The following is a 26976-nucleotide window of genomic DNA, read 5'->3' on the forward strand; positions in this document are numbered from 1 at the left end:
ATTTAATGTTGAAAAGTAAAATGTTGTACACAAGCCAAATTTTGCGATTTGAGACTATAAAATAGTTTTCCACTCTTATCCCCAGTTTATAAACAATTTATAAAGAATTTATAAACTGAGTTATCCACTTTATCAGGCTGAAGGGTTTAACTTCTTATTAATGATATCCAGATTTCTACTTAAGTCTTCATCGACAGTAAGAAGATCCTTTATTTTGCTTATTCCACTCATTACAGTTGTATGGTCCTTCTTACCGAGGGATTTACCAATCTCTTCGAGAGGAGCATCTGTAAGTTCTCTTGCAAGATACATTACTATCTGTCTTGGAAGAACAATTTCCTTATTTCTTTTCTTTGAAACAATATCTTCCTGCTTAACACCAAACTGCTCACAAACAGTACTTATAATAAGAGGAATTGTTATCACCTTTGAAAAATCAGGATAAATGATATCTTTTAAAGCTTCCTTTGCATTTTCAAGGTTTATTTCTACGTTATATAATCTTGAATAAGCGATTATCTTATTATATGCACCTTCAAGCTCACGGATATTTGACTTAATGTTTGTTGCTATATACTCAAATATCTCATCATCAATATGCTTGGAGTAGCTTTCAGCATTCTTTTTAAGAATAGCCATTCTTGTTTCATAGTCAGGTGCCTGGATATCTGAGATAAGACCCATCTCAAATCTTGATCTGAATCTCTCTTCAAGTGTTTCCATTTCCTTAGGCGGTTTATCTGATGAAATGATGATCTGTTTTCCGGACTGATGAAGTACGTTAAAGGTATGGAAGAATTCTTCCTGTGTACTTTCCTTTCCTATAATAAACTGAACATCGTCTACCATAAGAACGTCAACTGTACGGTATTTTTCACGAAGTCTGCTCATTGCCTCAGCTTTACCACTTCTGATGGATTCAATAACTTCATTAGTAAACTGCTCTGATGTAACATAAAGAACCTTGAAGTTAGGATGATTCTCAATAATGAAATGTCCGATCGCGTGCATCAGGTGGGTTTTACCAAGTCCGGGTCCTCCATATAAGAAAAGAGGGTTGTAGGCTTCTCCCGGAGATTCTGCTACTGCAAGAGAAGCGTTGTAGGCAAAACGGTTATTTCCACCAACGACATATGTATCAAAAATGTATTTGGGATTAAGACCTGAAAACTCATAGTTATTCTGGCCTGATTTAGACTCATTCATATTTTTTGAAGCAGTTTCTTCATTATTAATATGAGCATCTTTTTCTAAAAGAAATTCCACTTCAACATTTTCATTTAAAAACTCAGAAAGTGTGACTGTGAAAAACTTCTGATATTTTCTTTCTATATAATTAAGAAAATTGGTATCATCGAAAGGAATTAAAATGATAACAGTCCCATTATCATATTTAAAAAAGGACAGGGGCTTGATCCACGTATCGAACGAAATGGCGGTCATACCAAGCTCCACTCTGAGTTCTTCTTTCAGGCTGTCGAAGTTATCAGCCAGTTTTTGTGTTAATTCTGTAGCTTTTTCCATAAATCTCTCCCATAGTAAGTTTAGAGTTTATTTTATAATATGGATAACTAAATATCAAACTGATGGAAATTGTGGATAACTTTTTTAAAAAATATTAAAAAAAATATTATAAGAGAGACACGAGTGGAAAAGTGGAAAAGTGTAATTAACTTATTCACCGCCCGAAAGCCGCATAAATACTGAAATGTTGAAAATATTAAAAAATGAACCCAAAATGTTTTCCACATCTAATCCACATTTTGTGGATAAAAAATATAAATTTACAGATAATAACAACTTATCCACAAAATCAACATTTAGATGTGGATAACTTTTTTTCACACCATATATTGGATTAATTTTTTTTAAACTTTTTTGAGAGTTATCCACAATTATTTTGATACTTGACGTAAAAGCCTAATTTTATTATAATAACAACGATTTTTTCTGATTCAGACAATTATTTAATTTGCTTAATAGATTGTTAAAAAGGAGGTGTATTTCGACTATGAAGAGAACTTATCAGCCGCATAAGCTTCAGAGAGCTCGTGTTCACGGCTTTAGAGCAAGAATGGCAACTAAGGGAGGCAGAAAGGTACTTGCTGCCAGAAGACTTAAGGGTAGAAAGAGAATATCTGCATAATAAGGACCACATCATATTGTGGTCTTGTTACGCGAATGTGCTAGATGCATATTCGCGTATTTTCATATTTCTACGAAATATGGTGATCCTGTAAGGTTCACACTAGATGGAATAAATAAATGCAAAACACAGAAAGTTTAAGAAGAACTGCTGATTTTCAGCTTGTTTATAAAACCGGTAAAAGCTACGCAGATAAAAATATTGTTATCTATGTCAGAGAAAATCAGACCGATATAAACAGACTTGGAATATCAGCCAGTAAAAAAGTAGGGAACAGTATTGTAAGGCACAGGTTTGCAAGACTAGTTCGAGAAGTTTACCGACTACATGAAAATATATTTAATAGTGGTTTAGATATAGTAGTCGTGGCCAGAAACCGTGCGAAGGAAGCTAGTTATTTTGATATCGAAAAATCCTTTTTATATCTGGCCGGTAAGTCTCATCTAAGAAAAAATGATGAGGTGCAAGATGAAGAAAATACTGATATTTTTAATTAGACTATATCAAAAGTATGTTTCTCCCTTGAAGAGAACAAAATGTCCATACATACCTACATGTTCACAGTATGGATTAGAAGCAATAGAAAAATATGGTGCGATCAAAGGAAGTTTACTTGCTGCTTGGAGAATACTAAGATGTAATCCATTTTCAAGCGGAGGATATGATCCTGTACCATAAACTATCGGAGGATTGGTTTTGAACATTGTTGCGTTAACTCAATACCAGGGAAAAATTGTTGGTCCTATTGCGTGGTTACTTGGCCACATTATGAATTGGATTTTCATTTTTCTTGATAAGATTGGTATTCCCAGTACCGGTCTTGCAATTATTTTATTTACAATCGTTATGAATATTTTGCTTTTGCCTCTTACTTATAAGCAGCAGAAGTTTTCTAAACTTCAGGCAAAAATGAATCCTGAAATTCAGGCTATTCAGGCAAAATATAAAGGAAAAAAGGATAATGATTCTGTAATGGCACAGCAGGAAGAAATCAAGGCTGTGTATGCTAAGTATGGTGTTTCACAGACAGGTAGCTGTGTTCAGCTTATTATTCAGCTTCCTATAATGATAGCTCTTTACAGAGTTATTTATTCTATGCCTGCTTATGTAACTCAGATTAAGGAAGCTTTTTATCCTTTAGTTGAACAGCTCAGAACAACAGCAGGATCAAGTGAAGTTCTTCAGACACTTTCAAGTGCTGCTCAGTATTCCAAGCAATTTAAGGCTGAAGAATTTTTATCTGGTGATATTACTCATATAGAGAATACTTTTATTGATGTTCTTTATAAGGCATCATCAGCTGATTGGGCTACATTAACCGAGAAATTCGGAAGTCTTTCTGATTCAATAAACAGCACACATACTCTTCTTAATAGGTACAACAGCTTCCTGGGCCTTAACATAGGTGATTCACCTTCTTATATGGTACAGACTGCATGGCATAACAAGTCATTTATCATGTTTGTTGTTGCACTTATTATTCCTGTGCTTTCATGTTTGTCACAGTGGATAAGCATAAAGCTTATGCCTCAGGCAGCTCAGACTTCAAATGATCCTAATGATCAGGCAGCTCAGATGGCTAATTCTATGAAGACTATGAATATGATGATGCCTCTGATGTCATTGTTCTTCACATTCTCATTCCCTGCAGGTCTTGGTATTTACTGGATAATCGGTGCAGTTGTTCGTACTATCCAGCAGATTTTTATCAATAAGCATATTGATAAGATGGATATCGATGCTGAAATTGAGAAGAATGTTGAGAAGTATAATAAGAAGCTTGAGCAGATGAAGCAGACTCCTCAGATGAATCGTTTTGCAAACGTTAATACAAGAACTATGAATTCTTATACTTCAACTCGTTCTGAGAAGGAGAAGGAAGAAGGTCTGAAAAAAGCAAACGAAATCTATGAATCAGGCAAGGCTAATAAAAAGAGTCTTCTTGCAAGAGCCAATATGGTAAAAGAATTCGATCAGAAGAATAATTAATAGGGGATAAAAAAATGGATTATATTGAGATTTCTAAAAAGACTGTTGATGAGTGCATTACAGAAGCTTGCGCTCAGCTCATGGTAACAAGTGATAATCTTGATTATGAAGTAGTTTCAACAGGTTCTACCGGATTTCTTGGTTTAAATGTAAAACCGGCAGTTATCAGAGCAAGAGTTAAAAGTGCTACTGAAGAGAAAGCTCCGGAAGTTAAGAAAGAGGTAGAAGAGAAGAAGGAAGAAAAACCTCAGACTGAGTCTAAGCCTAAGAAAGCTGAGAAAAAAGAAGAGAAAGCTCCCGAAGTTAAGAAGGAAGAGCAAATCGAAGAAAAGCAGATTTCTTATGTATATGATCATGAATTTATAAACAGAGCAAAAGAATTCCTCTCAAATGTATTTGGTGCAATGAACATGACAGTAGATGTTAATGCAAAATACAATGAGACAGACAAAGTCCTCGAAGTAGAACTTTCAGGTGATGAGATGGGTGTTCTTATCGGTAAGAGAGGACAGACACTTGATTCACTCCAGTATCTTATTTCACTTGTTGTTAACAGAGGAAGTGAAGATTATATTCATGTAAAGGTTGATACTGAGAATTACAGAAGCAGAAGAAAAGCAACTCTTGAGAATCTTGCCAAGAATATTGCTTATAAGGTTCGTAAGAACAGACAGTCAGTTTCACTTGAGCCTATGAATCCTTATGAGAGAAGAATTATTCACTCAGCACTTCAGGCTGACAAGTATGTTACAACTCACAGTGAAGGTGAGGAACCTTTCAGAAGAGTTGTTGTAACTCTTAAGAAATAAACTACAGTTTAAGAGCTGCCATTGATTTTATAATAATTTCAATTGGCAGCTCTAATTTCATTTGAGGATAATTATATGTTCTTCAAGGAAGATACTATTTGTGCAATTGCTACTGCGATGATAGATGCCGGAATTGGAATCATCAGAGTAAGTGGCGACAGGACACTTGAAATTGTTAATAATCTTTATATTGATGCAAAAGGAAATCATAGTCTCAAAAACTATGAATCTCATACGATAAATTATGGATTTATTGTTGATGAGAATGATAATAAAATTGATGAAATAATGATTTCTATCATGAAGGCACCAAGAAGTTATACAAAAGAGGACGTTGTGGAAATCAATTCTCATGGTGGTCGTCTTATAATGGAATCCATTTTGAATCTTCTTATAAAAAATGGATGCAGATTAGCTGAGCCCGGAGAGTTTACAAAGCGTGCTTTTTTAAATGGAAGAATTGATCTTACGAGAGCAGAAGCAGTAATGGATCTTATTCATGCACAAAACGAGTTCTCAATGAAAAATTCCGAACTACAGATTGGTGGAATTCTTTTTAATAAAATAGAAGCCCTTCGAAAAGAGATTTTATATGAGATGGCTTTTATAGAATCGGCAATTGATGATCCGGAAAATTATGATCTTACAGGCTATGATGAAAGATTATCAAAGAAAAATGAAGAGTGGATTAATAAGTTAGATTATCTGATAAATACATCTGATGAAGGCATAATTAGAAAAGACGGAATAAAAACTGTTATTATAGGAAAACCAAATGCCGGAAAATCTTCGCTTCTAAATAAACTTGCCGGTGAAGAAAAAGCAATTGTTACCGATATAGAAGGAACTACCAGAGATATAATCGAAGAAACTATAAGACTGGACGATATTGTTTTACGAGTTTTGGATACTGCCGGTATTCGTGATACTGATGATAAGGTTGAAAAAATAGGTGTGGAAAGAGCAGTTAAATCTGCTCAAAGTGCAGATCTTATTTTATATATAATTGATTCAACAGATGATTCAGTTTCAGATGATGAACGTATATCTGAACTGATATTAGAAAAACATGTAATTGTTTTACTTAATAAAAATGACATAAGTGACAGTATTAGTATTCTTGAAAAAGATATACACAATATATATGGCTCTAATATTCCTGTTATTAAAACTTCAATGGTCTCTGATACAGGAATTGAAGAACTGAAAAAAATAATTACAGATATGTTTTTCAATGGAAATCTTGTTCCTAAGGAAGAAGTTTATGTTACTAACCTTAGACAAAAAGAAGCTTTGATAAATGCTTTTGAAAGTTTGAAAAAGGTTGAAGCAAGTATTGAAGCTTCAATGTCAGAAGATTTTTATTCGATCGATTTAATGAATGCATATGCATTTTTAGGAGAAATAATAGGACAGGAAGTTGATGAAGATCTTGTAGAAGAAATCTTCTCAAAGTTCTGTATGGGTAAATAAATTTATGATAGTAGATGAATTTGATGTAATAGTAATAGGTGGTGGCCATGCCGGATGTGAGGCTTCTCTTGCAGCCGCAAGACTTGGACTTAAAACAATTGTATTCACACTAAGTGTTGATAATATTGCGTTTATGCCATGCAATCCTCATATCGGAGGATCTTCAAAGGGACATCTTGTAAGAGAAATAGATGCTCTTGGCGGAGAGATGGGAAAAAATATTGATAAGACATATCTTCAATCTAAGATGCTCAATAAATCAAAAGGCCCCGCAATTCATTCCTTAAGAGCCCAAGCTGATAAGATGGAATATTCAAAATCTATGAAAATGATTTTGCAGTCACAAAAAAATCTGACTGTAAAGCAAGCTGAGATTGAAGAAATTCTATTTGAAGAACTTGATGCTAATGAGGACTCATCATTATTACATGATGGATATGAGAGAAAAGTAATTGGTGTAAAAACTGTTACTGGTCTTACATATAAAGGAAAAACTGTAATACTTTGTACCGGTACTTATTTAAAGAGCAGATGTTTATGTGGTGAATCAATTTCTTATACAGGACCTAACGGACTTCAGCCTTCAAACCTTTTATCAAAATCACTTATTGAAGGTGGTGTTGAACTAAGAAGATTTAAGACCGGAACTCCTGCAAGAATGGATGGCAATTCTATAGACTATTCAAAGATGGAAGTACAAACAGGTGATACTCCTGTTATTCCATTTTCTTTTGATACTAATCCTGATGATATACAGAAGGAACAGTATAATTGCTATCTTACATATACAAATGAAAAAACACATGAAATAATACGAAATAACATAGATAGGTCACCAATATACGCTGGTATTATTGAGGGTATTGGTCCTAGATATTGCCCCTCAATTGAGGATAAGGTTGTTAAATTCCCTGACAAGATAAGACATCAGGTTTTTATCGAGCCTGAGGGTTCAGGAACAAATGAGATGTATGTTGATGGAATGTCATCTTCAATGCCGGAGGATGTTCAGATTCAGATGTACAGAACTGTACCTGGATTAGAGAACTGCGTAATAGTTAAGAATGCTTATGCTATTGAATATGACTGTCTCTGTTCCGGACAATTATATCCTACTCTTGAATTGAAAAAGATAAGAGGTCTTTTTAGTGCTGGACAGTTTAATGGAAGTAGTGGTTATGAAGAAGCTGCTGCACAAGGATTGTTTGCTGGAATAAATGCTTCCATGCAAATTCTCGGAAAGCCATACTTATCAATTGATAGGTCTGAAGGTTATATTGGTGTACTTGTTGATGACATCGTAACAAAAGATAATCTTGAACCATATCGTATGATGACATCCCGTGCTGAATATAGACTTTTACTTAGACAGGATAATGCTGACATCAGATTAAGAAAAAAGGGTTATGAAGTTGGACTGATTTCAGAGGAAAAATACCAGGCTCTTTTACAAAAAGAAGATCAGATTTTAAAAGAAACGGAAAGATTAAAAGGTATAAAAGTAGGTGCTTCAAAAGATGTTCAGGATTTTATGGACAGACATGATTCACCAAGATTAAAAACTGCAGCTTCTCTTTCTGAACTAATATGCAGACCTGAACTTAACTATGAAAATATTTCTGAGCTTGATCCGGACAGACCTACTTTGAGTAAAGATGTTATTGAGCAGGTTGAGATAAATATTAAATATGAAGGATATATAGAAAGACAACAGAGACAGGTTGATAAGTTTAAGAAGATGGAAAATAAGAAAATACCTGCTGACATAAATTATGATGATGTCTTAAGTCTTCGTTTAGAAGCAAGAGCAAATCTTAAAAAGTTCCGCCCTATAAATGTTGGCCAGGCTTCTCGAATAAGTGGAGTAAATCCTGCTGATATTTCTGTGCTTCTTGTTTATCTTGAGAATTATAATAGAAGTAATAATAACCACTAGTCCTATTAAATGTTTCACGTGAAACACTATATATAGTACTTTTTGAGGATACGTTGAATGAATCATAATTTTGAATCAATGATAAAAGATTTTGAGAGCTTTAACATTACACTCTCAGATAAACAGATTGAGCAATTTGATAAATACTATGAGCTACTGGTTGATTGGAACAACAAAATAAATCTGACAGCGATTACTGAATTCGATGAGGTATGTAAACTTCATTTTGTTGATTCTGTTTCTGCTGCTAATTATTTTGATTTTTCAAAAGAAAACTTATCGCTAGTTGATGTTGGAACAGGAGCTGGATTTCCCGGTATTGTTCTTAAGATAGTATTTCCTAATTTACATGTAACCTTATTAGACTCTCTCCAAAAAAGAATTTATTTTCTTGATACTGTAATTGATGAGCTCGGACTTAATGAAACAGGTTCAATAAAAACAGTTCATGGAAGAGCAGAGGATCATTCAGATATTAAGAAGGGTAAGTTAAGAGAACAATTTGATATAGCTGTTTCAAGAGCTGTTGCCAGGTTTTCTATTTTATGTGAATATGATTTACCCTATGTAAAAGAAGGTGGACACTTCATTGCATATAAAGGTGATAAAGGAAATGAAGAAATTTCTGAAGCTAAGAATGCTATCTTTCTATTGGGAGGAAAAGTGAATTCGGTAAATGAATTTTGTCTACCTGGATCTGATATCCAAAGAACAATATGTATTATAGATAAGGTTCAGAAAACATCATCTAAATATCCACGAAAAGCAGGAACACCTCAAAAGAATCCTTTATAAATTTAAAAGATTATTTATACAACTATTGTACCAAGCAAATATACTAAATTATTCAAATACCAAATATTGTATATCAATAATAATTCAACACAATTTGTTTCACGTGAAACATTTTAATTAGAAAAATTGTTTCTACTAGAAATTGTTTCACGTGAAACATTACAACCCAATATATAGTAAAATTATAGTGTGAAACATTAGTCAGAGAATAATTGTTCAAAAAATAAAGAAAATTAGTTATATTATTTTGAAACTGTGGTATAAAAACTGTGCTATAATTTAAAAGTTAATTAAAAAATTAAAGGAGAGGGAGAAAAGCATGGGACGTGCCATTGCAATTGCAAATCAAAAAGGTGGAGTCGGTAAGACAACAACATCAATTAATCTGTCAGCTACTCTTGCTGAAAAAGGTAAAAAAGTATTAGTAATAGATACTGATCCTCAGGGTAATACAACCAGTGGATTCGGTCTTAACAAAAATCAGTTAGAAAATACAATTTATGAGTTGCTCATAGGAGAGTGCAAAGTCGATGAAGCACTTTATAAGAATGTTGTAGATGGAGTTGATATCATTCCATCAAACGTAAACTTAGCAGCTGTAGAGATAGAACTGATTGATATGGAAGAAAAGGAATTTATCCTTAAAAAATCTATTGATGAAATTAGAGATTACTACGACTTTATCATCATTGATTGTCCTCCTTCACTTAGTATGCTTACAATAAATGCTATGACTACAGCTAATACAGTTCTTGTTCCAATTCAGTGTGAGTACTATGCACTTGAAGGATTGAGTCAGTTAGTTCATACCGTGAATCTTGTAAAAGACAGACTGAATAATTCTCTTCAGATGGAGGGAGTAATATTCACCATGTATGATTCAAGAACAAATCTTTCTATGCAGGTAGTTGAGAATGTAAAAGATCACATCTCAGAAAATGTATATAAAACAATAATTCCAAGAAATATTCGTTTAGCAGAAGCACCCAGTTATGGACTTCCAATCAATCTATATGACACAAGGTCTGCCGGTGCAGAGGCATATCGTTTACTTGCTGAAGAAGTGATCAACAGAAAGTTTTAATGATAACTACTATATGATGTATCACGTGAAACATAATATACATCATATATTACAAATTATAGAAAGAGGTATGAAATGGCACCAAAGAATGCAAAGAGAGGTTTAGGAAAAGGACTTGATGCACTTATAGCTCCGGCTCCTGCTTCAAAAAATACAGTAGATGCTAAAACTGAAGAAGGTCAGGTAGTAAAAGTTAATATAACAAAAGTAGAACCGAACAGAGATCAGCCCAGAAAAGTTTTTGACGAAGATAAATTGTTAGAACTTGCTGATTCCATTAAGCAGTATGGAATTATAAATCCTCTTATAGTACAGGATAGAAAAGATCATTATGAAATAATCGGTGGTGAGAGAAGATGGCGTGCAGCTAAAAAAGCAGGACTTAAAGAAGTTCCTGTAATCATCATGAATCTCACCGAACAGGAAATAGCAGAATATGCTCTTATCGATAATATTCAGAGAGATGATCTGAATCCTATCGATGAAGCTCTTGCATTTAAAAAACTCATCGATGATTTTGGATATACCCAGGATGTTGTTGCTGAGAAGGTATCAAAGAGCCGAGTTGCTATAACCAACTCACTTAGACTTCTTAAACTTTGTGAAGAAGTCAGACAGATGGTAATAGATGGAAAGCTTTCAACAGGACATGCGAGAGCAATTATCTCAATTGAGAATAAAGAAGAACAGCTTAAAATTGCTGAGCAGATTTTTGATCAAAAGATGAGTGTTCGAGATACTGAGAAGCTTGTTAAGAATCTTGGAAAAACTCCTAAGAAGAAAAATGTTAGCAAAATAAATCCTAGTATCGAATCAGCATATAGAGAACTGGAAGAAAAGTGCACTCAGGCAACAGGCACAAAAGTATCCATATCATCAAAGGGAGATGGAACCGGTAAAATTGAAATTGAGTTTTACAGTACAGATGATCTGGAAAAAATAACAGAAAGACTTTACAGGTAGGAGATGCAACATGAACAGTAATCTATTTGATCAGCTAGGACTAAATATTGACATTGCCTATATACTTATAGCACTTTTATTGATTATAATAGTTCTGCTTATTATGGTAATTAGTCAACACAAAAAGATTAATAATATCAAGGATCAGATATCAAGATTTATGAAGGGCAGAGACGCTGCTTCTCTTGAAGATGAAATTGTAGCACTTTTTGAAGATAATCAGATTATCAAAAAAGCGACAGAAAAAAATCAGAAAGACATAAATAGATTATACGACAGATTAGCATCATGTTTTCAGAAAGTGGGAATTATAAAGTATGATGCATTCAACCAAATGGGTGGTCAGCTTTCATATTCAATAGCTCTTCTTGATGAAGATAATAATGGATTTTTATTAAATTCAGTTCATAGTACAGATGGATGTTATTCATATTCCAAGGAAATCAAAAATGGTAAATGTTCTCTTGAGCTTGGAGAGGAAGAACAGATTGCTCTAAATGAAGCAATGGAATATCAAAGATAATAAGCTGTTTTAATACAGCATGATAAAGGGGAAAATACAATGATAGATATTAAATTCTTAAGAGAAAATCCTGATGTAGTAAAGGAAAACATTAAAAAGAAATTCCAGGATGAAAAACTCCCGCTTGTTGATGAGGTTATTGAACTCGACAATGAGAGAAGAACAAATCAGCAGGAAGCAGATGAGCTTCGTGCAAGCCGCAACAAGATTTCTAAGGAAATCGGTGCTCTTATGGCTCAGGGTAAAAAGGAAGAGGCTGAGGCTAAGAAAGCAGAAGTTGCAGCTAACGCAAAGAGACTTGCTGAGCTTGAGGAAAACCAAAAGGTTGTTGATGAAAAAGTTATGAAGATCATGATGGTAATTCCTCAGATCATTGATGAGACTGTACCGATTGGTAAAGATGATTCTGAAAACGTTGAGATTGAGAAATTCGGTGAGCCTGTAGTTCCGGACTTCGAGATTCCTTATCATACAGATATCATGGAGAGATTTAAGGGTATCGACTTTGATGCTGCAAGAAGAGTTGCAGGTAATGGTTTCTATTATCTCATGGGTGACATCGCAAGACTTCACTCAGCAGTAATTTCTTATGCCAGAGATTTCATGATTGACAGAGGCTTTACATATTGTGTACCTCCTTTCATGATTCATGGTAACGTAGTTGAAGGTGTTATGAGTTTCCCTGAGATGGAAGCTATGATGTATAAGATTGAAGGAGAGGACCTTTACCTTATAGGTACAAGTGAGCACTCCATGATCGGTAAGTTCAAAGAGCAGATCATTGATGAGGAAGAAGTTCCTCAGACTCTTACAAGCTATTCACCTTGCTTCAGAAAAGAGAAGGGTGCACATGGTATTGAGGAGAGAGGTGTTTACAGAATTCATCAGTTTGAGAAGCAGGAGATGATAGTTGTTTGTAAGCCCGAAGAATCAAAGATGTGGTATGACAAGCTTTGGAAGAATACAGTAGATCTTTTCCGTTCAATGGATATTCCGGTTCGTACACTTGAGTGCTGCTCAGGAGATCTTGCAGATCTTAAGTGCAAATCCTGTGACGTTGAAGCTTGGTCACCCAGACAGAAGAAGTACTTCGAAGTAGGTAGCTGCTCTAATCTTGGTGATGCTCAGGCAAGAAGACTTAAGATCAGAATCAAGGGTAAGGATGGAAACTACCTTGCTCACACACTTAACAACACAGTAGTTGCTCCGCCTCGTATGCTTATCGCATTCCTTGAGAACAATCTCAACGAGGACGGATCAGTAAATATTCCTGTAGCACTCAGACCTTATATGGGTGGTAAGGAAAAACTCATTCCTTTAAAATAAAAATGACAAGATTTCAAATCGGTTATAATACCGAATTACTAAACGAAGGGAGGTGAAATCCATGCATAATTATCTTAGAGCAATCGGCTTTGAAAACTTTAAAAGCAGAGATGATATTCAGCAGCTCATAGCTATGACAGTTCAGCAGGCTGATTCAAGATCATATGTTACTAAGGATGGTGAAAAACTTCTTGGTGAATTCTGCAAGGATTTCGCCGACGGTATAGGAATTTGTGTCTGTGGAGAATTCAATGAGCAGGACAAATTCTTATATGATTACTATTATCCTTACATCCGAGGAACAGGTATTACAACTGAAGAGGATATCACAGTTTCAAGACATGCAAGTAAGGAATCTTATGCAGGAGTTTGTGATGACCTAAGAGTAGGAGTCACAATAATTTTCTATCTGCAAAACATGATACCTTACATTAAAGTACAGAATGAAAACAGATTCCCCATTAGAGGAACAACTCTCACAATGTCAGCGCTCTCACTAAATGGTACCATCATGATGCCGATTGCAAAGACGGATAGTGATAAGCACTTTGCCAGGAAGCGTACAAGAGAAAGAGAAAAGCTGATGAATAAAGCAAGAAAGGGCGACGAGACAGCTATGGAGACACTTTCCATAGATGATATGGATACTTATAGTGCTCTTTCTAAGCAAATCAAGACTACAGATATCTATACTCTTGTTGACAATTATTTTATGCCACATGGCGTTGAGTGTGACCACTATAATGTAATGGGAGAAATCGTGGAATGTCGTGAACTGACCAATAAGCTTACAGGTCAGACTCTTGAATTAATGACATTAAATTGTAATGAACTGATTTTTGATGTTTGCATCAATAAAAAGGATCTCCTCGGTGAACCAATGCCTGGAAGAAGATTTAAAGGAACAATATGGATGCAGGGATATGTAAATTATCCTGATGCATGAAAATAGAAAAGAGCTTTTGCCTTAGATGACTTATTCATCCTGGCGAAGCTCTTTTTTAATTAAATCCGTGAAATACCATCATCTCTGTATAAATCGTAATCATCAGGTTTTGAATCAAAAGTAATATAACTAAGATTTTCAAAATCTATGTCGTTAACATGACGAGCGGGTTTTGCAAGAGGAAGTACTTTTCCTTTTCTTATGAAAACAAGAAGCTCATTAAGGTCTGCTTTCACATAGTGATCACCGGATGAAAGAACTTCTTCATCATAGTCATTACAGCTTCTGAATCTGATAAGCTTCATTTCCTCAGGGAGATATACATATCTGCCGGTTTTATTCTGCTCATAGACAGGAGCAATCATAATTGAAGAACCTATCAGAAGCTGATCCTCTATTTCTTTACATCTCTCATCATGTCGATATTCGAATGCAAGAGGAGCACAATACATGGTATTGTTTAGCACTGCTTTCATAAATTCGGAATAAATATATGGAATAAGGGAATACCTTAGTTCCACAATATTTTTAAAATCAGAAGTCTTTTCAAACTGATACATTTCCTGTTCCCTGCAGCCCAGAGCACAGTGATTTCTAAAAAGAGGAGTGAATATTCCAAATTCTGTCCAGCGAAGAACAAGGTCTTCCGTAGTATTTCCGCCAAAGCCACCAATATCAGCACCGGAGTATAAAAAGCCAGTCATACTAAGTGAAGGCATCTGTTTGATATTAAGCAGAAGATGACTCCACCATGAGAGATTATCGCCAGTCCAGATACCACCGTATCTGTGCATTCCTGTATAAGAGGATCTTGAAAACATGAGAATTCTTTTATCCGGATTATTTCTCTCAAAGGCTTCACCTGCAGACCTGGTCATGTAGAAGCCATAGAGGTTATGAACTTTATCATGGCGAATTTTGATACCGTCAAAGTCATGATAAAATCTTTTATAATCCTCGGGATAGTTATCTATTGAACCGATTAAATCTTTGAATTCAAAGAAGCTCCAAATATCAAGCTCCATATTTTCATAATTTTTTATCTCAGAAAAGACTTCCTTCAGATGATCCTCAGTATAGAAAATCGCAGGTTCGTTCATATCATTCCAAAAACCTTCAATTCCCACATCTGTTAAAATCTTATACTTGTCTCCAAACCACTTACGTGCCTTTGAATTCAAAAAGTCAGGAAAATGAACCTTTCCGGGCCATACAGCAGCTACCAGATTAGAACCGTCTTCCTTTTTACAGAAATAGTCTCCAGCTACACCTTCTTCATAGATGTCATAGTCCTTCTGAATTTTAACTCCGGCATCGATTATGGGAACAAGATGTATTCCCTCGTTTTTCATCTCAGCTACAAAATTCTCGAAATCAGGAAATCTCTCAGGATTAACGGTAAAGTCCTTAAAATCCTGCATATAATCGATGTCCAAGTAAATCATATCGATTGGGATGTTCAATTCCTTGTATCTTTTCGCTACGGTTCGAATATCATCAGCAGATTCATATCCCCATCTGCTTTGACCAAAACCAAAGGCCCAGATCGGAGGAATGTAACTTCTTCCAATGAGAGAACGAAATGAAGAAACAATTTCATAAGGGGTATTACCGTCAATTACATAGAAATACGTGTCATTATCTTCAAAGCTAATCGTAAAAAGATCGGAATTTGTGTACCCGATATCAAAGGTAACAGTTCCGGGATTATCAATGAAGATTCCAAAGCATCTTTTGGAATTGTCAATGATAAGGAAATTCTGAGAAGCATAAAGACTACTTTTTGTTTCCTCGTGATGAGGGTCATCGTAATTATTGCTTACATAAATCCAGCCTCGTTTATTGATTCCGCGAACAGTTTCGCCGAGACCATAAACAGCATCATCTTTTTCAAAGGAAAATGAGAAACTATCAGTGGCTCTGTCATATTCAAACTCTTTGGGAACTCCTACGGATGTATCGATATCCTTAACAACAGCACCGGTGTTTATAGGATTTCCAAAAACAAATTTCTTAATATTATTTGATATCATCGTTTGTCCTTTCGGGATAATTGAATATATAGCTGCGCAAATGCTACAATAATATTGTAGCATGGTTTGTTCCAATATGATGTATGAACTCTTATGAGAGGTGAGCCATGATCAATACAGTAAAAATCAATGACATGAATTCCCTTTTTGAGATGATCTCTGAGCAGGAATTCAGAGATGATATCGACAGACACAGAAATCTATTTGTGTATAGAGGACAACCCAATGTGGATTTTGCCCTTGTCACAAGTCTTATGCGAAATTGTAAGGATAAGAGAAAAGAACTTGAACCCTGCATTCTTCGAAATTTTACAAAATATGCTGCAATCGATGAACCTTCAATCGAAAGATCAGTCTGGAGACAAATGATATTCGGTCAACATCACGGACTTCCGACAAGACTCCTCGACTGGTCCTTTTCACCGCTTATCGGATTACACTTTTCAACAACGGAAGCTGATATGGATCAGATGAGAACTCATGACAGCGTAGTGTGGAGAGTAGATATCCATGAGCTTCATGATCTATTACCTGAAAAATACAAACAGGAATCGAAGCGTGTAAATAATACAGTGTTTTCAGTTGATATGATGCAGGAAGTTTGCTCAAGTCTTGAACAGTATGATGAGGACATGGGTAATAGTTCCATGGTTATGATCGAGCCTCCATCTGTGGACATTCGAATTGTAAATCAGTATTCATTTTTCTCTGTTATACCGAGTGGAATGGATGACATAGAAGGCTTTTTAAATAAAAACACAAATAAGACATTTAAGTATATTATTGATAAAAATCTGCGCTGGCAGATCAGGGATTTGCTTGATCATCAGAACATATCCGAAAGAATAGTTTATCCGGGACTGGACGGAATATCACGGTGGCTTGGAAGGCACTATTTCGTGAAGTCTTGAACTTACTGCAGCGCTATGATACTATATTTAGGTGCGAAAAATGCATAGCTGTTCTCGTAGCTCAGCTGGATAGAGCGTCCGCCTCCTAAGCGGAAGGTCGTGTGTTCGAATCACATCGGGAACGTTAAACCTGGCCGGCAGTCTAAAGCTGCCGACCAAAACGCATAAGGTCGTGTGTTCGAATCACATCGGGAACGTTTTTAATTTTAAGAAGCCTAATTTAAGGCTTTTTTTTATGCAATTTCATATAAACCGTAGTTGAGCACATTTCAACCGAACGTTGTTTGTAATACCGTCAATTGAAAGGTATGATTAGCCTACAAAGATATTAACCGATCGGAATAATATGGGAACTGATAAAATAACATAGTGGGGAGGCTGATCATGAGCACTACGCTTGGAAAGAATATAAAGATTTATCGTAAAAATAAAGGATTCACGCAGGAAGAACTGGCGGTTCTTCTCAATATCACACCGCAGGCTGTAAGTAAGTGGGAATCGGAAATGGGATGCCCGGATGTATCGATGCTGATTCCACTTGCGCGGGTTCTTGGTGTAACAACAGATGCGCTTCTTGGTTATGACAATATGTCTGAAAATGAAGCGCAGACTACAAGGATTGAAGAGGCAGTTGCTGCAATGAAGGATAATGAGGACAGGGCAGGCAGCAAGCTTAAGATATGTGAATATCTTTCAACTGAAACGAACCTTAATCCCGGGAATTTTGTAGTGATAAAGGATTATGTTCAGGAGACAGCTGGCTTAAGCATGTATGCAGATCCAACACTTCATAACTATTATGAGGGAGAAGATGAGCGCATTGATAAGATTTTCAAGGATGCAATAAGAAAAGGAGCTTATCTTATAGGTCATTGCGGAGACAAAAATCTTAAAGAAAAAACACATTATGCTCTCACCTGGATTTACATTCACACAAAGGATTTTGACAACGCAAGAGATCACCTTAATGTACTTCCAAGTCTTAGTTCCAGCAGAATAAAAGAGAAAATTGATATGGAGCTGGCTTTCTTTGAGGGCGGTTTTGAAAAGATGAAGGAAGTTATCAAAGTTAATGAAAAGCTACTGTTTAATTCACTTAGCGGAATTCTTTATACCATATCTCTTAATTACAGCTGGTGGGATGAAAAGGATGAAGCCTTAAGAATCTCTGACTGGTGCGATAATGTCATAAAAGCTTACGGGGCAAGAGAAGAAGCTATTGATATGGGAGATTACCTCGATTTTAGAAGTGAAGTTGCTTTCCACAAAATGGTAGCACTTTATAGAGCAGGAGAAGTGGATAAGGCAGAAGAGGTTTATAGAGAGTTTTCAAAAGAAATTAAGGCAGCGACAGCTACTGATGAACAAAAGAAAAATGCAATGGACAGGATAGATGGAAATATCTCCTTCCATAAGCTCAGAAACAAAGATTGATTCCAAATAGAAATTACAAATATAAAGCTCGGCGAAAAATATTTTTCCGAGCTTTATACTGTTTTTTCTATTTCTTCAATTTGTGATATACTTTTTATAGTTGCAACTAAAACGCAATTTTGTTTTTGAATGAGGATAAGATTATGAAAAAAAAGATAGTATCAATGTTGCTGGTATTATCCATGACTATTTCGGGTTGTACCGCAAGTACTACACAGGGGAACACTAGTGAAAATCAGCAAACCTCTTCAGAAAATGAAACAAAAGAAGAGGCTAATGCAGAGCAGTCTGTCGAAGAAACAAAAGATGAGACGGAACAAACTGAGGAATCAGCAAATAAGGAAGAAGCTAAGCAGACAGATGAAGCAGCAAGCAGTGATGATGGCGAAGCTGCAGGCAATTCTGAATACAAAGCAATTAGTCTTTCTCTTCTTGGTGACAAGGAAGAAATCTATTATGATGAAAATCTTGTTCCATCGATTCCTGCATATTCAGTAGAGAAAGATTTTTCAAATGTCGAATATGATAAGAGATTTGAGAGTCTTTTTAATACAGAGTATGAAAGTGAATATAACAATGTTACGGAATTTAAAAACAAGCTTATAGAGAATTCATTTGCAGTCAAGGAAGCTGGGCATGACGAATTCTTTGATGTTTATGAAGGCAACAGATATTCGTATTTTCCCAGCTTTGTGACAGTAGATTCACTTATGCATACGTATCATCTGTATTTTGCATATCTCATGAAAAATATAGAGAGGAAGTACATTTCAGAAAAGCTCCTCGATTTAAGTGAATCAATGGTTGATGCTGCTTCGAAGCAATACGAGGCATTGAAGGGAACGGATTGGGAAAATGCTGCGCTGACAAATCTCGAATTCTTCTATGTTGGATCACTCCTTCAGGATGGAAAAGCAAAGGTTTCCATTGATGATGAGCGCTTTGCGGATGTGGTTCAGACTGAATATGAGAAAGTTATGGATGCATCCGAATTAGTACCCAGCGAGATTTCGGGATTTAATGAGGACTATACGCAGTACAAGGTAAGAGGTTACTACGAGGGTGATGAAACTCTTGAAAAATACTTCCGCGCAATGATGTGGTATGGACGCATGCCATTCGATCTTGAAAAAGAAGAAATGGTGAAAAGTGCGATCCTTATGACGATGGCTATTGATGAAGACCCTGAAAACTGGGAAAGTATCTATAGTATAACAAGCTTCTTTGCAGGAGCATCAGATGATCCCGGCTACAATGTGTTCAAAACTCTGGTTAATGAAAACTATGGAAAAATGCCGGAAGTAACTGAGCTTCCAACTGACAGCGATTCTTTTGAAAAGGTAGCGCTGGCAGTAAAGAAACTGGATCCTCCTCAGATCAATTCTGTTCCAGTCGGTGAAGATGAAGAGAACGTCATAGCGTCCTTCAGATTCATGGGACAGAGATTTACAATCGATGCTTCTATAATGCAGAGACTTGTATACAGAGCTGTTGGAGAAAACAGTAACGGAGAAAGAAGATATCTTCCGGATACTCTCGATACCGCTGCGGCTCTTGGTTCCGAAGAAGCATACTCCATTTTGAAAGATGGTGGAGCAACGGATTATGAAAACTACGAAGATAATCTGACAGTTATAAAGGGATTTTTCAGTAAAGACAATGATGAAATCTGGAATGCAAGCCTGTACTCAGGATGGCTTAACACCCTAAGACCTCTCTTTGAGAAGAAGGGCGAGGGATATCCTTCATATATGCTTTCCGATGAGTGGGAAAAGAAGGACCTTGAAACTTTTGCGGGTTCCTATGCTGAGCTTAAGCATGACACCATTCTCTACGCTAAGCAGCTGATGGCTGAGATGGGTGATGGAGAAGATGAAGATATTCCGGATGACAGAGGATATGTTGACCCGGAGCCTGTCGTTTACAGCAGATTTATATTCCTTGCAAATAAGACGAAGGAAGGACTTGATAATTTAGGAATGCTTAATTCCGAAGCTTCAAAGGATCTTGAACTTCTTTCCGAGATAGCACAAAGACTCCTTGCTATATCAGAAAAAGAATTAAAAAATGAGAGCCTTAGTGATGATGAATATGAATTTATCAGATGCTACGGAGGAAATCTTGAACATTTCTGGCTCGAGGTCAATAAAGATGAAGTAGAAAATCTTGGCTACAGCTATCAGGCACCATGTCCTGTTATTGCTGACATCGCTACAGATCCTAATGGCTCTGTTCTTGAAGTAGGAACCGGAAGAGTAGATGAGATTTATGTAGTATTTCCGATTGATGGAAAGCTGCATGTTGGAAAGGGCGGCGCTTACAGCTTCTATCAGTTTGAGCAGCCAATGAGTGAAAGGCTGACAGATGGTGAATGGAGAGATATGCTCTCCGGAGGACATCTGGACGAAGACTGGAACTGGATTGAAAATGAGAATAAGCCCGAACAACCTGAATGGACAATGAGTTATCGCATAAAAGAATGAAGAAAATTTTGATTACAAAAAAATATGCATGGCTGCTGCTTGTAATAGCGGCAGCCATTTGCTGCATTTATGCTTCGCTTTTGCTTCCTTCCTGGATATCATGGCAGGAAAAGAATTTCACCTCCGAGTCTGGGATAGAGTGTCTTCTTGAAAAAAGGAGAGTAAAGCTCTATGACGAGAGCGGAAAGAATTTTTGGAGTAGCGGGAAAGAGCTAAAGGTTCAGGATGCATTTATAACCGACATAGACAGAAATGGTGATGAGGAACTGATTCTTCTTTTGTGGAAAAGAGGAAGATTCGGTAATGAAAGACCTTTCTGGATTAATGGGGATGAAATAAGTTATTCGCAGCATATCTTTATTTACAATATTTCTGAGAACAAAGAGGTAACATCCAAGTGGTTTGCCTCTGATATTGGGCGCCTTGTCACAAGAATGAAACTGGTTGACAGGGATAACACCATAATTCTCACAGAGGACAGAAAGGATGAAAATACTCTGTGGGTGTGGAGTTCCTTTGGACTTAGAAATATCGATAATGAGGTAAAATTCGCAGCCTTTGGTGACAACATAATACACAAGACGATATATGAATATGCTTATAACTATAAAGATGGGAACTTTGACTTTCTCTATGAACCCTTTGCAGATGAAATTGAAAATGCTGATATAGCTTCAATTCAGGCAGAGACAGTGCTTGTTGATAAAATGGCTGCGGTCTCAGGGTATCCGCAGTTCGGTTCTCCGATTGCAGTGGGAGATGCCATAAAAAAGGCAGGCTTCGATATTGCTGTCTGCGGAAATAATCATGCATTAGATAAAGGTATATATGGGATAAATGTAACGACCTCTTTTTATAAGAAAAATGACATACTCTGCGTAGGAATTCAAAATAGTGAAGATACAAAGTACAGACCCTATGAGATTATCACAAGAAACGGCATAAAGTTTGCAATTTTCAGCTATACCTACGGAACTAACGGGATGGATGCATCAGACAAATACCCTAATGCTGTTCACTACATTCCAAGGACAGAGGAAGAAAAGAAAAAATGCACAAGTGATATAGAGAAAGCGAAACAGGAAGCAGATTTTATTGTGGTTTATGCTCACTGGGGAGATGAGTACACAAAAAGTATAAGCGATGCCCAGAGAGAATTTGCGTACCTTCTGTGTGACGCAGGGGTTGATGTAATTATCGGAACCCATCCCCATGTACTTCAATATATGCAGACTTTGGAGAGGGAAGATGGCGGAGAGACGCTGGTTTATTACTCTCTCGGCAATTTCAGGGCCGATCAGAAACAGGATGAGGCAACGATGATAGGCGGAGAAGCATACTTCATAGTAGAGCATACTTTTGATGGAGTAAAAATTAAGGAGTATGAGCTCAAAGAGATAGATTCAGTCGTTCATAAACAATAATAGCGCAGCATTTGTGATATACTCAATATAGCTGATGTTTTCTTTATCTGGGGGAGTTTTATGAACAAAAAGAAGAAAAAGGGCGTTAAGTGGGTAGTTGTCATTCTTGTTCTTTTGGTGACACTTTTTACAGGTTCCATGGTGGCCTGTGGTCTTATTCGAGGAAAATTTCAAAATAAATCAAATGAAGACGAAGCAACTGAGGCAGGAGAAGAAGAATATGCTGAAGATGTAGCTGCAGGTTTTGAAGATGAAATCACAAACTCTGTATCTGAAGCATATGTAAGCTTTAACCTTTCTTCCCTTCCGGATACGATTGAACCTATGGGACTTTGCATTCTTGATGATGTGCTCTATGTAGCTGACAGCTTTTCAAAGTGCGTGTGGAGAGTGACTGATAGCGGGGCAGAGATTTATGCCGGGGCCGACAGTGACAAGGATGCTTATAACAAACCTCAGGGCGGATATAATGACGCAGGCGCCCTGGAAGCGCAATTTAAACTTCCATGGGGAATTGCGCCTTATGGCAGCGGGATAGCAGTAACTGATACAGACAATGGTGTTGTCAGAATTATCAGTGAAGATGTGGTTGATACCATGAAAAACTCAGATGGAGATCCCGGAAGCTATGATTTTCCCACCGGTATAGCTACTGATGAAAGCGGAAATATTTTTGTTTCCGATACGCATGCAAATGCGGTTATGGTAGTTTTACCAACTGGAGAAGCATCTACTTTTATAGATGAAATAAATAGTCCCATGGGACTTTTCTATAGATTCGGATATCTTTACATTGCAGAGACTGGTAATAACCGGATAATCAGAATAAATGCATCTGATGTTTCTACAAAAAAATCCTTCGGGGATATAGAGATTGTAGCAGGAAGCGGAAATGAAGGTCTTGAAGATGGAGAAGCCTTGATGTCGTCATTTTCATCTCCAAAAGGGGTAACGGTTGATAGCGAGGGCACAGTTTACGTGGCGGACACTGTGAATGGGGCTGTCAGAAGAGTAAAGGATGGACAGGTCACAACTATTGAAGTAAAAGACGATCAAATTCCGGATGCCGAACTGGTATCTCCGGTTGGAATATGTATTCAAGGGGGAAAACTGTATGTCGCCGATAATTTTGGCGGTAAAATCTTTGTTATAGATTAATACAGAGGAAGGTGAGGAAAAAGTTATGTCAGATCAGCCAATCAGAAGAAAGAAGAATATTGAAGATGGGGGGATAGGAGTAAATAAACGTGGAGACGGAATTGGCGGCGGCCCTGTGGGTTCATCTGATGGTTATTCGGGAAAAGGAGGAGGCTCGGGAACTACCGGAGGTGGTGGTCCTAACAGAAGTGGAGGAAGTAGAAGCCCTCTTTCAATAATAGTAGTTTTGCTGATACTTCTTCTCGGAGGAGGTGGAGGAATCGGAAGCCTTATGGGAGGCTTCTCCGACGGCGATGATACTTCTTATACAACGACTCAGACAACAGGCAGCAATACAACCCAGACTACTACAGGTACTGTAGAAAATCAGAGCACTACAAATCAAAATACATCCGATTCGAATACGACTACTGAATCATCTGCAGGAACAGGCAGCGCCGGAACTTCTCAGATGGGGTCTCTTCTGGGAGCTCTTCTCGGAGGGGGAACCGGTTACTATGATCAGGTAGGAAGCGAGTGGATCGAGACACCAAATACCGGAAAACTTGACAGGAGTGTCGCTGAGGGAAGCAGAGCACCCAGAACAGTTATTAAAGGTGATGGAACAGATACCACTACAATTATGATATACATGTGCGGAACGGACCTTGAGTCCAGAAGCGCAATGGCAACCAAGGACCTTCAGGAAATGATGGCTGCCAATATCAGCGATAACATAAACATCATTGTTTATACAGGTGGCTGCAAAGGATGGCAGAATAACGTCATTTCCAGCAGAACAAATCAGATCTATCAGGTAAAGAAGGGCGGACTTGTTCTCCTAAAGGACGGGCTTGGTGAGGTTCCCATGACAGACCCCGATAACCTTTCAGGGTTCATCAAATGGGCAAGCTCTAATTATAAAGCAGACAGATATGACCTTATCTTCTGGGATCATGGCGGCGGATCTGTAAGCGGCTATGGATATGATGAAAAGTTTGCAAGAGAAGGTTCCATGGATATTTCTGAGATTAACAATGCTCTTAGAGATAGTGGAATAAACTATGATTTTATCGGATTTGATGCCTGCCTTATGGCAACAGTTGAAACTGCGATTGTTGCATCCAGATATGCGGATTATATGATAGCCTCCGAGGAAACAGAGCCCGGAGTTGGCTGGTATTACACAGACTGGCTTAATGAGTACTCCAAGAATCCTTCAATGGAGACAATAGATCTGGCAAAGCTCATTATAGATACATATACAGATGTCTGTGCGCAGACCTGCCGTGGACAGAAGACAACTTTGTCACTTATTAATCTGGCAGAACTTGATTACACAGTTCCTCAGGAACTTACAGACTTCGCAATAGAAACCTCAGATAAGATTTCCAAGAAGGAATTTAAAGAGGTTTCTAATGCAAGATCAGGAGCAAGAGAATTTGCAGCGTCCTCCAAAATTGATCAGGTTGATGCCTTTCATCTGGCATCCAATATGGGAACCGGTGAAGCAAAGCAGCTTGCGAATGCCCTTAAGGGATGCGTAAAGTACAACAGAACAAGCCAGAGCATGACAAATGCTTATGGTCTTTCAATATACTTCCCTTACCAGAAGACCTCGAAGGTTGATAATATGGTGAGCACCTATGAAGCTATTGGAATGGAAGACAGCTATGCAGACTGTATCCAGAAGTTTGCTTCTATGGAGGTTGCAGGTCAGGTAGCATCCGGCGGAACAATGTCTCCTGCGGGAAGCCTTTTTGGAGAGCTTCAGGGTTCAGGACAGTCTGTATCAAGTGCGGATGTACTTCTCCAGCTTTTTGGAACAATGATGAGCAGCGGAGTAACAGGTGTGTCAGGACTTGATGCTTCTAATTCGGCATTTTTCGGAAGAGGACTTGATGCTGAGACAATGGCTGAGTACGTAGCTGAAAATCAGCTTTCTATGGAAAATGCCATTTGGACAAAAAACAGTGAGGGACAGGATGTCATTCAGATGACATCTGAGCAGTGGGATCTCGTACAGAATCTTGATTATCAGATGTTTTACGATGACGGAACAGGTTACGTTGACCTTGGATGGGATAACGCATATGATATTGACAGTGATGGCAATCCGGTTGCTCCTTCAGACAGAACATGGTTATCCATTAACGGACAGACAGTTGCTTATTACAGAATAGATTTACAGGGAACTTCGGACAATTATTCAATCACAGGAAGAGTTCCTTGCAAACTCAATGATGTGGATGCGAACCTGATCCTGGTTTTTGATTCTGAAAACGAAGATGGATATGTTGCAGGTGTAACCTATGACTATGTTGATGGCGAGACAGAGACTGTGGCAAAAAATCTTACTGAGATTCAGCCGGGAGACAGAATAGACTTTGTATGCGATTTCTATGACTATGATGAAAACTTCCAGCAAAGGTATCTTCTGGGAGAGACTCTTACAGTTGATGGTGATATGAAGGATCTTCATATTGCAAATACATCAGTTGGTGATGGTAAAGTTCTTGTTACATTCAGATTCACTGACCTGTATGGAGAGGTTAAGTGGACTACGGCTAAGGAGTATTAAGCCTTAATGGGAAATTACATTGTATTTGACCTGGAATGGAACCAGGGGAAAACAGTAAAAGAGAAAAACGGAAAATCGCTGCCCTTTGAAATTATTGAGATCGGTGCTGTCCGCATTGATGAAAATATGAAAAGGACAGGTGAGTTCAGTCGGCTCATAAGACCTCAGGTCTATAAGAAGATGCACAAGATCACTGAGGATCTGATCCATATTTCTATGGAAGATCTGCAAAAGGGCGATGATTTTGTAACGGTGATCACAGATTTTCTTGAATGGTGCGGCAAAGAGCCCACATTCTGCACATGGGGGCCGCTTGATCTTACGGAATTGCAGCGCAACATGGATTTTTATGATCTTCCGCTTCTTTCTGACAGACCACTTCCGTTTTATGATGTACAAAAGCTGTTCAGTATCCAGTACGAAGACGGAAAGATGAGACGATCTCTGGAACATGCGACAGACAGCCTTGGAATGGAAAAGGATTCCGCTTTCCACCGAGCATTGTCGGATGCGGACTACACAGCAAGGATATTCTGTGAGCTTAGTCGCAAGGTATTTTATAATTACTCATTTGATAATTATGTGACGCCAAAGACTAAGGACCAGGAGGTTCATATAATCTTTGACCATTACGCAAAATACATTTCCAGAGAGTTTAAATCAAAAGAGGAACTCTTATCGGACCCTGAGGTAATGGGAACTAAGTGCTATATATGTAATAAGCCTATTAAACGTAAAGTAAAGTGGTTTTCAAATAACGGAAAACATTTTTACAGCGTTTCACTCTGCAAAGAGCATGGCTTCATGAGAGCCAAGGTCAGAGTCAAGAAGGCCGAAAGTCAAAAGTATTATGCGGTTAAAACAATGAAATTTATCACTGACAAAGAGATGCTGGAGATGAAGGCTAAGTCAGAGAAAAAGAGCTTTAACAGATTATCGGATCATAAGAAAAACTCATAAAAAAGGACCTTCCTGTTTGTTCA

22 protein-coding genes and 1 tRNA gene are annotated in these 26976 nt (G+C 37.3%); 21 read left to right on the top strand and 2 right to left on the bottom strand.

The window, feature by feature from the left end:
- Positions 1-132: 132 nt before the first annotated feature.
- Complete coding sequence (gene dnaA, locus G586_RS0101330) at positions 133-1524, bottom strand: chromosomal replication initiator protein DnaA (RefSeq protein ID WP_026526244.1); 1392 nt, start codon at positions 1522-1524, stop codon at positions 133-135.
- Between the two features lie 487 nt (positions 1525-2011).
- Here dnaA and rpmH point away from each other — a divergent pair, with 487 nt between their 5' ends.
- From rpmH to G586_RS0101395, 13 genes are all read left to right on the top strand, one after another.
- Positions 2012-2146, top strand: coding sequence for a 50S ribosomal protein L34 (gene rpmH, locus G586_RS0101335; RefSeq protein ID WP_026495447.1), 135 nt, complete (start codon positions 2012-2014; stop codon positions 2144-2146).
- Between the two features lie 119 nt (positions 2147-2265).
- Positions 2266-2643 (top strand): ribonuclease P protein component, encoded by a 378-nt coding sequence (gene rnpA / locus G586_RS0101340; protein ID WP_026526245.1) that lies wholly within the window; start codon positions 2266-2268, stop codon positions 2641-2643.
- Positions 2615-2824 (top strand): membrane protein insertion efficiency factor YidD, encoded by a 210-nt coding sequence (gene yidD / locus G586_RS25495; RefSeq protein WP_081674064.1) that lies wholly within the window; start codon positions 2615-2617, stop codon positions 2822-2824. The genes rnpA and yidD overlap by 29 nt, the downstream gene beginning before the upstream one ends.
- Positions 2825-2842: 18 nt before the next feature.
- Positions 2843-4135, top strand: coding sequence for a YidC/Oxa1 family membrane protein insertase (locus G586_RS0101350; protein WP_026526247.1), 1293 nt, complete (start codon positions 2843-2845; stop codon positions 4133-4135).
- Positions 4136-4149: 14 nt separating this feature from the next.
- Positions 4150-4944, top strand: coding sequence for an RNA-binding cell elongation regulator Jag/EloR (jag, locus tag G586_RS0101355; RefSeq protein ID WP_026526248.1), 795 nt, complete (start codon positions 4150-4152; stop codon positions 4942-4944).
- A 75-nt stretch (positions 4945-5019) separates the two neighbouring features.
- A complete protein-coding gene (mnmE, locus tag G586_RS0101360; RefSeq protein WP_026526249.1) occupies positions 5020-6417 on the top strand; it encodes a tRNA uridine-5-carboxymethylaminomethyl(34) synthesis GTPase MnmE in 1398 nt (465 codons plus the stop codon).
- Between the two features lie 4 nt (positions 6418-6421).
- Positions 6422-8353 carry a tRNA uridine-5-carboxymethylaminomethyl(34) synthesis enzyme MnmG gene (gene mnmG, locus G586_RS0101365; protein WP_026526250.1) on the top strand — a complete coding sequence of 644 codons (1932 nt, stop codon included), beginning with the start codon at positions 6422-6424 and terminating at the stop codon, positions 8351-8353.
- 57 nt (positions 8354-8410) lie between these two features.
- The gene (gene rsmG / locus G586_RS0101370) at positions 8411-9148 is read left to right on the top strand and encodes a 16S rRNA (guanine(527)-N(7))-methyltransferase RsmG (RefSeq protein WP_026526251.1); all 738 of its coding nucleotides are present in this window, start codon (positions 8411-8413) and stop codon (positions 9146-9148) included.
- Between the two features lie 319 nt (positions 9149-9467).
- Positions 9468-10232 carry a ParA family protein gene (locus tag G586_RS0101375; RefSeq protein WP_026526252.1) on the top strand — a complete coding sequence of 255 codons (765 nt, stop codon included), beginning with the start codon at positions 9468-9470 and terminating at the stop codon, positions 10230-10232.
- A 75-nt stretch (positions 10233-10307) separates the two neighbouring features.
- The gene (locus G586_RS0101380) at positions 10308-11195 is read left to right on the top strand and encodes a ParB/RepB/Spo0J family partition protein (protein WP_026526253.1); all 888 of its coding nucleotides are present in this window, start codon (positions 10308-10310) and stop codon (positions 11193-11195) included.
- A 10-nt stretch (positions 11196-11205) separates the two neighbouring features.
- Positions 11206-11718: a DUF4446 family protein gene (locus G586_RS0101385; RefSeq protein WP_026526254.1), complete on the top strand. Its 513-nt coding sequence runs from the start codon at positions 11206-11208 to the stop codon at positions 11716-11718.
- Between the two features lie 39 nt (positions 11719-11757).
- Positions 11758-13044 carry a serine--tRNA ligase gene (gene serS / locus G586_RS0101390; RefSeq protein ID WP_026526255.1) on the top strand — a complete coding sequence of 429 codons (1287 nt, stop codon included), beginning with the start codon at positions 11758-11760 and terminating at the stop codon, positions 13042-13044.
- Positions 13045-13105: 61 nt separating this feature from the next.
- The gene (locus tag G586_RS0101395; RefSeq protein WP_026526256.1) at positions 13106-13990 is read left to right on the top strand and encodes a DUF3881 family protein; all 885 of its coding nucleotides are present in this window, start codon (positions 13106-13108) and stop codon (positions 13988-13990) included.
- Between the two features lie 59 nt (positions 13991-14049).
- Here G586_RS0101395 and G586_RS0101400 read toward each other — a convergent pair whose 3' ends face one another.
- Positions 14050-16023 (bottom strand): glycoside hydrolase family 31 protein, encoded by a 1974-nt coding sequence (locus G586_RS0101400; protein ID WP_035772026.1) that lies wholly within the window; start codon positions 16021-16023, stop codon positions 14050-14052.
- Positions 16024-16130: 107 nt separating this feature from the next.
- On the opposite strand from G586_RS0101400, the gene G586_RS0101405 reads away from it, so the two are divergent.
- The 8 genes from G586_RS0101405 (at position 16131) to G586_RS0101440 (ending at position 26953) form a co-directional block, all read left to right on the top strand.
- Positions 16131-16934 carry an FRG domain-containing protein gene (locus G586_RS0101405; protein WP_026526258.1) on the top strand — a complete coding sequence of 268 codons (804 nt, stop codon included), beginning with the start codon at positions 16131-16133 and terminating at the stop codon, positions 16932-16934.
- A 50-nt stretch (positions 16935-16984) separates the two neighbouring features.
- A tRNA-Arg gene (locus tag G586_RS0101410) sits at positions 16985-17058 on the top strand.
- A 260-nt stretch (positions 17059-17318) separates the two neighbouring features.
- Entirely contained in the window at positions 17319-18368 is a 1050-nt protein-coding gene (locus G586_RS24445) for a helix-turn-helix domain-containing protein (protein ID WP_051204362.1), read from the top strand.
- Positions 18369-18511: 143 nt separating this feature from the next.
- On the top strand, positions 18512-20851 hold the full coding sequence (locus tag G586_RS21305) for a DUF3160 domain-containing protein (protein WP_051204364.1): 2340 nt from the start codon (positions 18512-18514) through the stop codon (positions 20849-20851).
- Entirely contained in the window at positions 20848-22275 is a 1428-nt protein-coding gene (locus tag G586_RS24450) for a CapA family protein (RefSeq protein WP_051204366.1), read from the top strand. Before G586_RS21305 ends, G586_RS24450 begins: the two co-directional genes overlap by 4 nt.
- Before the next feature lie 60 nt (positions 22276-22335).
- Entirely contained in the window at positions 22336-23433 is a 1098-nt protein-coding gene (locus G586_RS0101430; RefSeq protein WP_026526259.1) for an NHL repeat-containing protein, read from the top strand.
- A 25-nt stretch (positions 23434-23458) separates the two neighbouring features.
- Positions 23459-25993: a clostripain-related cysteine peptidase gene (locus tag G586_RS0101435; protein WP_026526260.1), complete on the top strand. Its 2535-nt coding sequence runs from the start codon at positions 23459-23461 to the stop codon at positions 25991-25993.
- Positions 25994-25999: 6 nt separating this feature from the next.
- Positions 26000-26953, top strand: a complete 954-nt coding sequence (locus G586_RS0101440) for a 3'-5' exonuclease (RefSeq protein WP_026526261.1) — start codon at positions 26000-26002, stop codon at positions 26951-26953.
- Positions 26954-26976: the final 23 nt, after the last annotated feature.

This window comes from Butyrivibrio sp. VCD2006 (genome assembly GCF_000423925.1).
GTDB lineage: Bacteria > Bacillota > Clostridia > Lachnospirales > Lachnospiraceae > Butyrivibrio.

Coding starts and splice junctions, on each gene's coding strand:
- dnaA (WP_026526244.1), bottom strand. CDS start 1,524: ATGGAAAAAGCTACAGAATTAACACAAAAACTGGCTGATAACTTCGAC.
- rpmH (WP_026495447.1), top strand. CDS start 2,012: ATGAAGAGAACTTATCAGCCGCATAAGCTTCAGAGAGCTCGTGTTCAC.
- rnpA (WP_026526245.1), top strand. CDS start 2,266: ATGCAAAACACAGAAAGTTTAAGAAGAACTGCTGATTTTCAGCTTGTT.
- yidD (WP_081674064.1), top strand. CDS start 2,615: ATGAAGAAAATACTGATATTTTTAATTAGACTATATCAAAAGTATGTT.
- jag (WP_026526248.1), top strand. CDS start 4,150: ATGGATTATATTGAGATTTCTAAAAAGACTGTTGATGAGTGCATTACA.
- mnmE (WP_026526249.1), top strand. CDS start 5,020: ATGTTCTTCAAGGAAGATACTATTTGTGCAATTGCTACTGCGATGATA.
- mnmG (WP_026526250.1), top strand. CDS start 6,422: ATGATAGTAGATGAATTTGATGTAATAGTAATAGGTGGTGGCCATGCC.
- rsmG (WP_026526251.1), top strand. CDS start 8,411: ATGAATCATAATTTTGAATCAATGATAAAAGATTTTGAGAGCTTTAAC.
- G586_RS0101375 (WP_026526252.1), top strand. CDS start 9,468: ATGGGACGTGCCATTGCAATTGCAAATCAAAAAGGTGGAGTCGGTAAG.
- G586_RS0101380 (WP_026526253.1), top strand. CDS start 10,308: ATGGCACCAAAGAATGCAAAGAGAGGTTTAGGAAAAGGACTTGATGCA.
- G586_RS0101385 (WP_026526254.1), top strand. CDS start 11,206: ATGAACAGTAATCTATTTGATCAGCTAGGACTAAATATTGACATTGCC.
- serS (WP_026526255.1), top strand. CDS start 11,758: ATGATAGATATTAAATTCTTAAGAGAAAATCCTGATGTAGTAAAGGAA.
- G586_RS0101395 (WP_026526256.1), top strand. CDS start 13,106: ATGCATAATTATCTTAGAGCAATCGGCTTTGAAAACTTTAAAAGCAGA.
- G586_RS0101400 (WP_035772026.1), bottom strand. CDS start 16,023: ATGATATCAAATAATATTAAGAAATTTGTTTTTGGAAATCCTATAAAC.
- G586_RS0101405 (WP_026526258.1), top strand. CDS start 16,131: ATGATCAATACAGTAAAAATCAATGACATGAATTCCCTTTTTGAGATG.
- G586_RS24445 (WP_051204362.1), top strand. CDS start 17,319: ATGAGCACTACGCTTGGAAAGAATATAAAGATTTATCGTAAAAATAAA.
- G586_RS21305 (WP_051204364.1), top strand. CDS start 18,512: ATGAAAAAAAAGATAGTATCAATGTTGCTGGTATTATCCATGACTATT.
- G586_RS24450 (WP_051204366.1), top strand. CDS start 20,848: ATGAAGAAAATTTTGATTACAAAAAAATATGCATGGCTGCTGCTTGTA.
- G586_RS0101430 (WP_026526259.1), top strand. CDS start 22,336: ATGAACAAAAAGAAGAAAAAGGGCGTTAAGTGGGTAGTTGTCATTCTT.
- G586_RS0101435 (WP_026526260.1), top strand. CDS start 23,459: ATGTCAGATCAGCCAATCAGAAGAAAGAAGAATATTGAAGATGGGGGG.
- G586_RS0101440 (WP_026526261.1), top strand. CDS start 26,000: ATGGGAAATTACATTGTATTTGACCTGGAATGGAACCAGGGGAAAACA.